The following is a 13327-nucleotide window of genomic DNA, read 5'->3' as shown; positions in this document are numbered from 1 at the left end:
TAATTCTGGCTGGAGGTAGACTTTTTCAGTCTCTGTTGGCCGACAGCCAAGAGCGGACCTTTTCAACATCCAGATCAACGATGCGCGGTGGTTGCGCCACTGAAAGCATCCGCAGGACAAACAACTCTCCGGGTTCGGGATACTCGGCATAGCGCTCCCTCGCGATCTGGCTGCCCACGTCTCCGGCTACTTTCAGGCCGTCAAGATGCGCCTCCAGTCGCTCGACCAACCGGGCGAGGCGCACCTCGTCCATTTCAGGATTTTCGTCTGGATGTAACAGATGATGGTCGTAAACGGTCCAAAGGAACGCCGCCATCTCGGCGTGCTGACGGACCATTTCGCGAAGAGCTGGCGCTGGCATTAGTTCAGATTCACCGAGCCACCGCGGATTCGATTTGCCGCGCTGGCATGACTTGTCAAATACGTACCGCGTATGGTGATGTGACCATCCTTCTCCATGACGATAGTCGCCTTGCCGCAGCGAAACTCGATACGTTCGTTGGCGGTAATTCGAATCCGCTCACCATCTCGCGTGACCGTGGAAGCATCTGACCTGGGAACGGGATCAATGATCCGCCCGACAATAAGTGGTCGATCGGGATCTCCGTCCTGAAACAGCAGCGCTACCTCCGCGCCGATCATTTCCGAGGTGAGTTCCGCAAGGCTACGGGCGGGAACAGCCGTCTCTCGCAGGTTGCCCGGAAAGACGACAAGCGGGGCATTCTCGCCGAAGCCCAGGAATATGCCTATCACAACTCCATCGATCCGTTCGGCCGTCCGTGTCATCGCCAACATCCTCAATTCTGTTTTATTTCCGAACCCTTCATCGTGATGTCGCTTGAAGCCTTCACGTTGATTTTGCCCGACCCCTTGACCGTGATGTCCTTGCCTTCAATCGTGATGGTGCCGTCCTTCTTCATGCCGATCGCGGCTGATCCGCACTTGATAATGATCGAGTCTCCCGCGTCGATGACCAAGTCTTTCCCGACCTTGATAGAGCCGTCTTCGTTAATTTCGACCACGCTTCCCTTGCCAATCTTCAGCGCGCGCGCCCCGGCCACTTGCGTGGCGTCATCTTCACCAATCTTGGCGCTGCGGCCTTTCCCGATTTCCGTTGTCTGTCCACCTCCAACCTTGAAACTCTGATCCGAGCCGACATTGACGCTTTGGGCGGCTCCGATGTTCCAGCTATCAGCTGCTCCAATATCGTGGCTCTGCTCGGCACCCACGCTCACAGACCGCGCCGCGCCGATGGAGTTCGTCTGAGAAGCGCCCACGGTCCTCGCTTCGGCCGCCCCTACTGAATCGACACGTGCCGCGCCCACCGTAACCGTCTGCACCAGACCCACCGTCTGCGAATGATTGGCGTCGATGTTCTCGGTCGAATTGGCAACGACGTGGATCGTCTCGTTCGCCATCACCGTCAGCGAGCGGTTCGCGCCCACCGTCTCGGTGTCGTTCGACCCGATGTTCGTCGTCTGGTCGACACCGACCTTGACCGTCTTGTTGTTGCCTACGTCTTCGTCGAGGTTGTGGCCGACGGAGTGCTTGGCGTCGTGGTCGATACGGTCGGACTGGTCGTGCTGCACCGTCTTGTTGCGGTCGTGCTTGATCAGCAGGTGGTGATCTTTCTGCGCCTGGAAATTGACCAGTTCGGAACCGGCCTTGTCTTCGAACATCAGTTCGTTGTAGCCGCCACCGCCTTTCGAGGAATTGGACTTCCAGCCCGATTGCGTGGCGTTGGCCGGCAGCGCATAAGGCGGCATCTCGGAGGCATTGTAGACGCGGCCGGTGATGATCGGCAGGTCCGGATCGCCCTCGATGAAATCGACGATGACCTCCTGGCCGATGCGCGGGATCTGGATGAAGCCCCAGCCGCTGCCGGCCCAGGTCTGCGACACGCGCACGAAGCAGGACGAGTTCTGGTCCTTCTTGCCGAGGCGGTCCCAGTGGAACTGCACCTTCACCCGCGCGTATTTGTCGGTGAATATCTCCTCGCCCGAAGGGCCGACCACCGTTGCCGTCTGCGGTCCGCGCATGATCGGCCGTGGCGTGATGCGCGGCGGCCGATAAGGCAATTTCGTCGGCGCTACGCCCAGCACCACCTTGAAATTCTCGCTGTGGGCCTCGTTCTGGGTCCGGTAGCCCGGATCGAACAGCCGGTATTCGGCGCTCACAACCAGATATTCCGTGTTCTGGTCGTCGCGCGGAAAGCTTTCAAGCGTGAACTTGCAGCCAGAAAAAAGGCCACGCACCGTGCCGACGGCGGTGTTGCGCTGATGCACTGCCTGAAGTTCCTCGCGGCGGATCCCCGCGATCGTATCGCCGCGCCCGACATCGAGATGCGCTCCGGGCTGGCGGTAGTTTTCGCCCGAAGCCTCCTTGTGGCCAAAGGGCTGGGCAGACTTCGCCATCAGATCGGCGCCGGGCTTCTCGAAATCATAGTCCGTATGGGCGTAGGCGCCTGGCCGCACCGCACTGCCGGGGATCCATTCGGTGATGTATTCGACGTCGCGGCGCGAGCCATAGCCCTCGAAATTATAAAGCACCTTCTCGTAGCCTGGAGCCGGCTTCAGCTTGCTCATAGCGTCGCACAGCACGAGCGTGTGCTTGTCCTCGTCATGCTCGAAGAAATAGAAGATGCCTTCGTGCTCGAACAACCGCTGCACGAAATCCAGATCACTCTCGTCATACTGGACGCAGTATTCGCGCGATGGGTAGGAGCCCTGCAGGCGCTTCTCGAATTTTGCGATGCCGTATTTCGAAAAGATCTTTTCGACGATCTCCACAGCGGTCATGTTCTGGAAAATGCGGCAATCGGTGGTGTTGCCGAGGAACCAGAGCCATGGCCTGACGGTGGCCTCGTAATAGGCCAGCCGGTCCTCTATGCGCGTAAGCTTGAAATCCGACACCAGGCCGCTGAACCAACGCTTTGGATCGGATTCACCTTCGACCGAAACGACGCCGCCAAGCATCTTCAGCGGATCGACGTCACGGCTCTTGCTGACGAACCCGACAGTATAGGCAAAACTTCGGCTGATCTCATCACGACCGACGAGATGGGTGAAAGTCAGCACATCGGCGCCAACCGGCGTGTGTACAACCGTGGCACGTTCGTTCGGCATGGGTCGTGCCCCTCCTGGACGCCGCCGCCAATGTGATGGATTGAAGCTCCCGCTCCGCAAACCGCATCACGGTCGGGAGGGATTCGAATTCACCGCATCGGACGGCCGCAAGCCTAGCATATGTTTGATGGAGGCCAAACAGAAGCAATGTCTAAACCGTGGCGTGCATTCAAGTGAACGCACCTCTCCCACTGCGATGGCAAGATGCTAGAATGTCTGGGATTTCAGCTTTGCCAGTGGCGTCGAATGTTCATTTCGCTTCAGATCAGCAATGTTGACAGCTTGCCGCCGGGCATCGCGGCGAGCTATGCCGCGCGCGACCGCAGCTTCGAGATCGGGCGCGAAAATTGCGACTGGACGCTGTCCGATCCCGACAAGTTCATCTCGGGCCGGCATTGCGAAGTCCTCTATCAGGCGGGCTCGTTCTGGCTTCATGACGTCTCGCGCAACGGCACTTTCGTCAACGGTTCCAGCCAGCGCATGAAGGCGCCGCATCGGCTGACCCAGGGCGACCGGCTGCTGATCGGCCGCTATGTCGTCGCCGTTTCGGTCGATGAAGACCGTGTCGCCACCGGTCATCCGCAAGCCAGGACTGGTTCGACGCAACGCGAGTTGCCGCCCTCGACGGGAACGCCGCTGGAACCCGGCAGCGCATTGTTCCACAATCCGGCGGAGCAGCGCCCGGCCGAAGTAATGCCGGTGCCGACGTCTTCGGCGCTGCAGCCCAGCCCGAATGTCCCGGCCAGGCAGCCAGGGGAAGCGGACGGGATACTGCGCGATATCGCCAGGGCGGCTGGCCTGTCGCCGGAGCTGCTGCAGTCGCGCGACCCGCATGACGTCGCTGCCGAGATCGGCGCGGTGTTGAGAACCACGGTCGAGCAACTGTCCTTGCTGCTCAAGGCGCGCGCGGCCGCCAAGGTGCTCGCCAAGAGCGCGCATCGCACGATGATCGGCGCCGAGGACAACAACCCATTGAAATTCGTGCCGGGCACCGACGACATACTCGAGATCATGTTTGCCAAGCGGCGGGCCGGCTATCTCGATGCCAGGCATAGCATCGAGGATGCGTTCCGCGACCTGAAGACCCACGAAATCGCAACCTACGCCGCCATGCAGGCCGCGCTCTCGAGGCTGCTCGACGACCTGTCGCCGGAGGCGATCGCCAAGAGAATCCCGCCTGCGTCCTTTTCATCCAGGAAAAGCCAGGCCTGGGATGCGCTCGTCGCAACGTGGCGGACGATGGAGGATAAGCACGAAAACGGCATGCTGGATGTCTTCCTCGCCTATTTCGCCGAAGCCTACGCCAAGGCTGGCAAGCAGAAATAGCCGCGCTCGGCAAATGCCGTCGGCAACGCTCTTTCGGGCTGTATGAAGGACCTTGTAGAAGAAGCCGCTTCCTTGATCATCCTGCTTCCCGGTTTCAATCGGCTTCCGGTGAGATTAGGATAGCGCATGGGTGCTTGCCTGGCTGGCAAAGCGGCGTGGCTTGGGGCGTGTGCAGGAATGTCATGTTTCGGCAAGATCAGTCTTTCCATCCGGCTCGCTGTTGATACCCAGCCTGGTACGCGCCTCTCATCCTGCCTGGAATATCCCCATTGCACCTCGACGGTGGTGCGCCGATGAGCTCGAAGGACGATCCCTCCGAGCCGCCGGACAAAACCGTCATCCGCGCGCCACGGCCAAGGCAAAAGCCGCGCGTGGCTCCCAACAGTGCGGAGGCTCCATTACCCACCGGGGAATCGACGGTGTTCGACCCCGGCCTCGGCCGACAAATGCCGCCCGGCTGGTCGTCCGGAACCGTGGTCTTTCAGGGGGCCAGCCACGGAGCTGCGCCTGAAGCGGCACCGGCGTTGCAGCAGGACGCCTTGCTCAACGCCACCGCTGGCGTAAGGTATGCCGCGACAAATTCTATTCTTGCCGCCGCAGCCCCCTTGCTCATGCTGTTCGGTCAGTTGCGGCTGATCCCGGTCGAAAGGCAAGCCGCGGCCTTGGCGGAGCATATCGCTGACGCCATCGAGACCTTCGACCATACCATCGCCAAAGCCGGTATTGGGGAAGAAGACGCACGGATCGCGAAATTTGCGCTTTGCGAGACCGCCGACGATCTCGTCGGCAACCTGCCCTGGCCAAGCAAGGAAACCTGGCTTCAGCACAGTCTGGGGGTGCAGTTCTTCCACACGCGACCGACAGGGACCGGCTTCTACGAAGCGCTGAACAATATCCTCGCCAGGCCTGAAGCGCATTACGACCTGCTCGAACTAATGCATGCCTGCCTGTCGCTGGGGTTCGAGGGCCAGTATCGGGGATTGTCCAGCGAACGGAACACACTCGAGCGCGTCCGGCGCGACGTCTACGATACGCTGCGCTACTTCAGGCCGCGTGCCGCCGAGGACATTTCGCCCCGGTGGCAAGGCATGGCGGCAGCAATGGCCAAGCCAGGAGGGCGGCTGCCTCTGTGGGCGGTCGCAGCCGCCGCGGCGACCTTGGTGACGGCGGCTTTTTTCGGGCTGCGGATATTGATCACCGATGAAGGCGATGCAACCGCCGGCGCGTTGCTGGCGCTCAATCCTTCCACCCCGGTTACCATTGAACGCGCCAGCGTGGCGGCGCCCGCCGAACCGGTGCAGGCCAAACCGCCGCCACCCGCTCCACCGGACACCACGCAGATCGACCGCATCCGCGCGGCACTCGCCCGGGAGATCGCCGCCGGCGGACTGAACGTCGGCACGAAGGGTGACTTCATTGTTGCCGAGATCAGTAACCAGCTTCTGTTCGCATCCGGCCAGGCTGAGTTGAAGGCACAGTTCCAACCCATCGCGGCCGATATTGCCAGGGCCCTCGACGCCGAACCCGGACCGATCAAGATCGTCGGCCACACCGACAATGTGAAGCCGAAGAAATCGAGCACGTTCAAATCGAATTTCGATCTCTCGGTCGCCCGCGCGAAGGCCGTGCAGGCGATGATCGCCAGGCAATTGGAGGATCCATCGCGTCTGAGCGTAGACGGCAAGGGCGAAGACGAGCCCATCGCCGACAACGCGACGGCGGAAGGCCGCGCCAAGAACCGGCGCGTCGACGTGATGATCCCGAAACAGGAGACCTTGCAGACCGGCTCGGCGGAGAACGGCAACTGATGCGCTGGATGCTGCGGATATTCAGCGTGCTTGCCTTGGCCGGTTTCTCGGCCGCCGTCTGGTATGCCGGACCGCTGATCCGCTTCGCTGATACCCGCCCGCTTGGATCCGTGTGGCTCAGGGCGGTCATCATCGGGGTGACGGTGGCGGTGCTGGTGTTGTTCTACGGCATCGGCTTCTGGCAGAGGCGCAAGGCGCAAAAGGCGCTCGAAGCGGCCATTGTGCGCAGCGACGAGCGCAACGACGATGCACAGGTGCTCGACGCGCGCATGAGCGAGGCCATCGCGACGCTGAAACGGACGAGCGGCAAGCGCAACTTCCTCTATGATATTCCCTGGTACATCATCATCGGCCCGCCAGGCGCCGGCAAGACGACGGCCCTCGTCAACTCCGGGCTGAAATTTCCGCTTGCGGGCTCCGGCAATGCCCAGCCGGTGGCCGGCGTCGGCGGCACGCGGTCATGCGACTGGTGGTTTACCGATGAGGCGGTGCTGATCGACACGGCCGGCCGCTACACGACGCAGGAATCGGACCGCGAGCGTGACAAGGCAAGCTGGCTTGCCTTCCTCGGATTGCTCAAGAAAAACCGCATAAGGCAACCGATCAACGGCGTGATCCTGGCCATCAGCCTCGCCGATCTCATTGGCCTCGACGACCAGCATATCGAAGCCCATGTGACCGAGATAAGAAGCCGCCTGCGCGAATTGCACGAGACGCTGAAGATCCAGTTTCCCGTCTATCTGCTTTTCACCAAAGCCGATCTCGTCTCCGGCTTCGTGGATTACTTCGGTCAATTCGACGAAGCGCGCAGGCGCAAGGTGTGGGGCGCGACGTTCCAGACCGTCGATCGCACCAGGAACATGGCCGGCGAGGCGCCTGCCGAATTCGACGAGCTGGCGAAGCGCCTGGCGGAAGAAGTCGTCGATCGCTTGCAGGAAGAGGCCGACCCGGTGGCGCGCATCGCCATCTTCGGCTTCCCGGCACAGTTCGGTGCCCTCAGGAGCCGGATAGCCCAATTCGTCGGCAGCTTGTTCGATGCCTCGCGATCGCATGTCAATGTCAGCCTTCGGGGCCTCTACTTCTCCTCTGGTACTCAGGAAGGAACACCGTTCGACCAGGTGCTGGGCGCGATCGGCCGCAGCTTCGGCAGCGCCTCGCAGGCGCATCTTTCCGGCACCGGCAAGAGCTTCTTCCTGCACGATCTGCTGACCAATGTGATCTTCCCGGAATCGGGCTGGGTATCCTTCGACCGAGCAGCCGAACGGCGCGCCAGGCTCGCGAGGTTTGGCGGCCTCGCCGCCATTGCGCTGGCAGCCTTGGCGGCTCTCGGCGTGCTTGGCCTCAGCTTCTTCGCCAACAAGTCGCTGATCGCCTCCACGAGGCAGGCGATGGCGCAGTATCGCGACAGCGCCGATTCGCTGCTCAAGAGCACGACGGTGACCGACGTCGACCTCGAAAACGTCATCGGCCCGCTCGACCAGTTGCGCAACCTGCCGGCCGGCTTCGAGAACGGCGACCAGGCAAAGCCGATCGAGGAGACGTTTGGGCTCAGTCAGCGCGAGAGGCTGCTATCAGCCTCCAGGACTGCCTACCGGCAAGCGCTCGAGCGGACATTCCGCTCCCGGCTCCTGGTGCAGGCCGAGCGCACGATCCAGGCTAGGATGGCTGATCCGATCGCGCTCTACGAGCCGCTGAAGATCTACCTGATGCTGGGCGGCAAGGCCCCGAAGGTCGATGACGAGTTGATCGTTTCCTGGATGAGGCAGGATTGGGAAGAGAACCGCTATCCCGGCGAGAACAACCGCGAGGGCCGCGCGCAGCTCGAAAAGCATCTGCGCGCCATGCTCGCGCTCGACGACGCCTACGATCCCGTCTTTGAGCTCAACCAGCCACTGATCGAAGCAGCGCAACGCTCGCTCGGGCGCATGAGCCTTGCCGACCGCGCTTCGGCGCTGATCAAGTCGGCGGTCTACGCCGCAAGGCTGGAAGACCTCTCCGTCGCGGCGAAAGCCGGCCCCGAGGCGCAGCTGCTGTTCGAACGCATGGATGGCAGCGATCTCGCCGATCTCAACGTTCCTGGACTTTACACGCGCGCCGGCTTCAACCGCTTCTTCCTGCCGCAGCTCTCGCGCGTCGCGCAAATGCTCGTCAACGACCAGTGGGTGCTCGGCGGAGGCGGCGAACAGGGCGGCATTGACCAGGACCTGCCCAAGCTCGGTCCCGAACTGATCGACCGCTACGGCGAGGAATTCTCCTCCGCATGGAACCGCGTACTCGACCAGTTGAAATTCAAAGCGTTGCTCAAGGACAAACCGCAATATCTCGCGCTTTCCGCCCTCGCCGCGCCAGACTCGCCTCTCGATCAGCTGTTTACGGCGATCGCCGACGAGACTGCATTGACGAAGCAGAACACCACGGCCGAGGGCGAGAGCAGCGCAGCGCAAGAGGACCCAGCCAGCATGGCCAAAGGTCTGGCGCGCATCGGCCTGCAGATCGCCGGCGGCAAGTCGCAGAGCCGAGCCGGACTGGATTCGGCTGTAGCGCAGAATGCCGGCGCGAGCGTCGAGGCACAGTTTCGATCGTTCCAGGCCCTGGTCAGCGGCGCCAGTGGGCGACGGCCGCTGGATGCGCTGACGCGGAATTTCCGCGACATATTTCAAAGCCTGAAGCTTTCGGCAGACGTGCCTTCACAGACCGAACGCGTCAATGCCAACCTGCAGCTGCAGATCTCCACGCTGCGCGCCAATGCCTCGCGCCTTCCGAAGCCGCTTGCGCGCTTGGTCAACGCGGCGGCGGACGAGTTCGAAGGCAATGTCGCCGAAGCCTCGGTGGCCAACCTCAACCAGAACCTCGACCAGACGGTCACACGAGCCTGCGAGGAGGCGGTCAACGGTCGCTATCCCTTCGCCAGTGACGGCACGCAAGAGATCTCGATAGCGGATTTTGCCAAGCTCTTCGCGCCGGGCGGGCTGATGGACCGCTTCTTCGCGCAGAACCTTGCGCCGCTGATCGACATGACCGGCCAGGAATGGACCTGGAGACAGGACGCCCGTTCCAGCCGCGACCTGGCGAAGTCGACCTTGAAGTCATTTCAGGCGGCCGCCGAAATCCGCAGCGCCTTCTTCCCTTCCGGCGGCTCGGTGCCGTCGGTTTCGATCACCATCACGCCTTTTTCGCTGAATGGTAACGCCGATAACGCGGTTCTCAACATTGACGGCCAGACCGTCCAGAGCAGCCAGACGGGGAATGCGCCAAGCACGGTGACCTGGCCAAACGGCACTGCCTCTGGTTCCGCCAGCCTCAGCCTGATGCCGGAAATGCCAGGCCGCGACTCCGCTCTCAAATTCGAAGGACCGTGGGCCTTGAAGCGTTTGTTGGACAAGGCGACCATCACCGCCAATGGCGCCAACACCGAAGCCCGTTTCGTGATCGGCGGGCGAGACGTCGCTTACACGATGCAGACCGGGCCGGGGGTCAATCCCCTCCTGCTGCCGGCCTTGTCCGGCTTTAGCTGTCCCAAGGCGTTCTGACATGGCTGTGTTCCAGCGCACCGCCGGCCGCAGCCCTCATTTCGGTACTCTAATGTATGCGCTTATGGCAAAGTGGCCTGGGCACCCTGCCCATGCTTGGTCACAGAGGACGCTCGCGAAGCGCTTGGTGGCAAATTGAGCTCTGTCGCCCTTCCCATCGAAAGCTTCGGCGTGAGCCATAAGGGCTGCGTGCGCGACCACAATGAGGACAACTACCTGATAGAGCCGCAGACCGGCCTGTGGGTGGTGGCCGATGGCATGGGCGGGCACGAGGCCGGCGAGGTCGCTTCGGCCAGCATCGTCGATCATCTGGCAACGATCGGCATTGCGAGCTCGGCGCCGGACCTTCGCGCGCGCTTCGAAGACCGGCTGAGCCGCGCCAATTCCGAAATCCGCGACATCTCGCGATCTCGCGGCATAACCATCGGCTCGACCTTCGCGGCCTTGCTTGCCATGGACGGACGCTTCGCTGGCCTGTGGGCCGGCGACAGCCGCATCTATCTGGTCCGCAACGGCGTGATCTTGCAGGTCTCGAAGGATCACACCGAAGTCCAGGAACTGCTGGACCGCGGCATGATCAGCGCGGAGGAAGCGCTGACCTGGCCGCGCCGCCATGTCATCACCCATGCCGTCGGCGTCAGCGATGAGCTCGAGATCGATTTCCAGCAGGGCGAGCTGATGCCGGGGGATGTTTTCGTCCTGAGCACCGACGGACTGACGGCGCATGTCAGCGACGCCGAGATCGAAGCCGCGGTGATATCCGCAACGCCGCAGGCGGCGTGCCGAAGCCTGCTGGAGACGGTGCTGGCGCGCGGCGGAACCGACAATGTGACCATCGTACTCGTGAAGATCGGCGGCGGGCGCAACGGTGCGCTCCATTCGGATCGGTCCGGAGTGGAAAGCCTGACGAGATGAGCGACGACGACAAGACGCGGATATCGACCAACGACACCTATGCCGGCGTCGGCACGCAGCTCAGCGGCATTTACGAGCTCGACGAGAGGATCGCCTCCGGCGGCATGGGAGAAGTCTACCGCGGCCATAACATCCAGACCGGCGACCATGTGGCGATCAAGATCGTATTGCCCGAATTCGCCCGCGATCAGACGATCCTGTCGCTGTTCCGCAAGGAAGCGTCGATCCTCAACCACCTGTCGCATGACGCGGTGGTGCGCTATCATGTCTTCACCATCGATCCGAGGATCGGCCGCCCCTATCTGGCGATGGAATTCGTGGACGGCCAGTCGCTGTTCGACGTGATGCGTCGCGGAGCGATGCCGGGGCAAGACGTGCGGCGGCTTTGCCATCGCCTGGCGTCGGGGCTCGCCGCGGTGCACCGGGCGGGCGCGGTTCACCGCGACCTCTCGCCGGACAACATCATCCTGCCTGGCGGGCAAGTGGAAGCAGCCAAGATCATCGATTTCGGCATTGCACGGTCGGCGGCTGTAGGCGGTGAAACGCTGATCGGCGGGAAATTCGCCGGCAAATACAATTACGTCTCGCCCGAACAGCTCGGTCTTTATGGCGGTGAGGTCAGCGAGCAGTCCGATATCTATAGCCTCGGACTGGTGCTCGCCGCGGCATTGCGCGGAAAGCCGCTCGATATGAGCGGCTCGCAATACGAGGTCATCGAGAAACGGCGGACCGTGCCGGACCTGTCTGACATCGATCCCGATTTCCAGGACCTCATTGCCGCGATGCTGCAGCCGGATCCGCGCGATCGTCCGGCCAGCATGGCCGAGATCGCCAGGGCAACGCGTGGCGAGGATATCGACGCGACATTGCCGCCGGCATCCTATGGTCCGCGTGACCGCTCGGGCTTGCCGCGCGCCGGCTGGACGGCGCTGGCCGAGTCCGGGCCGCAGCCTTCGACGTCCGCGGGCGAAAAGCCCTTCGTTGAACATGTGCGGCCGGCGCATCTGTCACAACCACGGCCTGCGCCAGCGCCGGCCAGCACGCCCATTCCGGCTGCGCCGCGAAAATCGTCGCGGATGCCGGCCGTCGCCAGCGGCCTCGTGACGCTGGCGGTCCTGTTGGGGGGCGGCCTTTACTTCAGCGGGGTCCTGGCGCCTCCGCCGGCCGAAGAGAAACTCAAACCGCTGACGGCGAAGCCGGCGCCCAAACCCGTTGCGGAAGCCCCCAAAACGGTGGCTCAGACACCGCAGCCGGAAGCATCGACCGCTCGGCCACCATCACCGGTGCAGCCTCAGCCGGAGCCTTCAAAACCCGACAATGCCGCCACTGTCGAGACGGTAAACCCACCTGCCCTACCGGACGCACAGGTGAAGACGCCGGTGCCGGCCGACAGCCAGGCGAACGCTGCGGGCAAGCAGAAGCCCGAGCCGGCCAAGCCCACCGAAATCCCCATGCCGGTCGCCCCGCCCGTCGGCAAGCCAGCTCCGCCTACGGCCCAGCCCGAATTCAGGGCCAACAACAATCAGGCGCAAGTGGCTCCAGCCGAGATCAAGCCCGCCCAAGCGCCGACCGCGAACCCATCAACGGCCGTGTCGGCGCCAAAGGCCGAGGAAAATACGAACCCGCCGAAGACGTCCGCGCCGAGCCATGCGGAAACAGAGAGCAAGCCGGCACAGGAGGCAACCCCGCCGGCGACAAAACCCAACGCAACCGACCTGGTCGACATGATTTCCAAGCTGGCCAAGCCGGAGGCTTCCTCGCCGCCGGCCTCGGAGAGCCAGTTGCCGGCGCCGCCGACCAGCCCGCCGGCCAAACCAGCGACCCCGACCGCCGGCCAGCCGACGCCACCAACCGCGCCATCAGAACCGACACAGACAGCGCAGCCGTCCCAGCAACCGCAGCCGCCGGTAGGCACACAGCCCGAAAATACCGAAGTCGCGGTCAATGTGCCCAAGCCGGCGGTTCCGCCGGCGAAGCCAGTCGACGAGACGGCGCAACGCGCCTCATGGGTGCGCGACTTCAGCGGCGGCGACTGTTTCTATGCATCGCTGACGTCTGAAAGCGCCAGCGCCGCCGCCATCGAAGGCTTCGCAACGGCCGTGCAGCCGTTCGAGCGGATGCTCAATGATTTTCGGTCGAGATTCCATCTCGAGCCGGACATCAGCGTCCGTCTCATCGAGCAGCCCCAGTGTGAAGTGACAAACTTCCTGCGCTTCCTCGATCGGAACCGTGTGGAAGGTCCGCAGCTCGTTCTCGACCGGACATCGGTGCCGGACGGCGCGCCGATCAGCGGCACGCTGGTAACGCATGTAGGGCTGGTTTCCAACGTCATGCTGATCGACCACAGGGGCATCGCCTTCAACCTCGATGATCGCATCGTGGCGCAAGCCGACAAGGCGACCTTCAACATCCCCATTGGTCTAGGCGCCGCCGACAAGGCGGCCGGCAAGGCCCTGCCGCAGATCATGCTGGTGATCACCGGGCCGAAGGACATCCAGGCCGCGATGTTTTCGAGACCGACACCGGTCTCCGAGCTTTTGCCAAGGATCCTCGAGGAGATCGGCGCCGACGGCTCGCGGTTCTCCGCCACCGCCAAGTATTTCCGGCTCGGCGGATAGATATG

8 protein-coding genes are annotated in these 13327 nt (G+C 62.8%); 5 read left to right on the top strand and 3 right to left on the bottom strand.

Annotation, left to right across the window (positions count from 1 at the left end):
* Positions 1–25: 25 nt before the first annotated feature.
* From QQK95_RS05375 to tssI, 3 genes are read right to left on the bottom strand one after another with little or no spacing between them, the layout of a single operon-like run.
* The gene (locus QQK95_RS05375) at positions 26–361 is read right to left on the bottom strand and encodes a hypothetical protein (protein WP_284269739.1); all 336 of its coding nucleotides are present in this window, start codon (positions 359–361) and stop codon (positions 26–28) included.
* Positions 361–786 (bottom strand): DUF6484 domain-containing protein, encoded by a 426-nt coding sequence (locus tag QQK95_RS05370; RefSeq protein ID WP_284269736.1) that lies wholly within the window; start codon positions 784–786, stop codon positions 361–363. Before QQK95_RS05370 ends, QQK95_RS05375 begins: the two co-directional genes overlap by 1 nt.
* 11 nt (positions 787–797) lie before the next feature.
* Positions 798–3125, bottom strand: a complete 2328-nt coding sequence (gene tssI / locus QQK95_RS05365) for a type VI secretion system Vgr family protein (RefSeq protein ID WP_284269734.1) — start codon at positions 3123–3125, stop codon at positions 798–800.
* Between the two features lie 246 nt (positions 3126–3371).
* Between tssI and tagH the strand changes: the two genes are divergently transcribed.
* The 5 genes from tagH (at position 3372) to QQK95_RS05340 (ending at position 13322) form a co-directional block, all read left to right on the top strand.
* A complete protein-coding gene (gene tagH, locus QQK95_RS05360) occupies positions 3372–4451 on the top strand; it encodes a type VI secretion system-associated FHA domain protein TagH (protein ID WP_284269732.1) in 1080 nt (359 codons plus the stop codon).
* 293 nt (positions 4452–4744) lie between these two features.
* Complete coding sequence (tssL, locus tag QQK95_RS05355) at positions 4745–6259, top strand: type VI secretion system protein TssL, long form (protein ID WP_284269730.1); 1515 nt, start codon at positions 4745–4747, stop codon at positions 6257–6259.
* Positions 6259–9789 (top strand): type VI secretion system membrane subunit TssM, encoded by a 3531-nt coding sequence (tssM, locus tag QQK95_RS05350; protein ID WP_284269728.1) that lies wholly within the window; start codon positions 6259–6261, stop codon positions 9787–9789. The genes tssL and tssM overlap by 1 nt, the downstream gene beginning before the upstream one ends.
* 135 nt (positions 9790–9924) lie before the next feature.
* A complete protein-coding gene (locus QQK95_RS05345; protein ID WP_284269725.1) occupies positions 9925–10704 on the top strand; it encodes a PP2C family protein-serine/threonine phosphatase in 780 nt (259 codons plus the stop codon).
* Positions 10701–13322 carry a serine/threonine-protein kinase gene (locus QQK95_RS05340; protein WP_284269722.1) on the top strand — a complete coding sequence of 874 codons (2622 nt, stop codon included), beginning with the start codon at positions 10701–10703 and terminating at the stop codon, positions 13320–13322. Before QQK95_RS05345 ends, QQK95_RS05340 begins: the two co-directional genes overlap by 4 nt.
* The last annotated feature ends 5 nt before the right edge of the window (positions 13323–13327 follow it).

This window comes from Mesorhizobium huakuii (genome assembly GCF_030160235.1).
In the GTDB taxonomy this organism is placed as follows: domain Bacteria; phylum Pseudomonadota; class Alphaproteobacteria; order Rhizobiales; family Rhizobiaceae; genus Mesorhizobium; species Mesorhizobium huakuii.
Note: the sequence above shows the minus strand (reverse complement) of the source record. Positions and strands in the feature narration are given on the sequence as shown.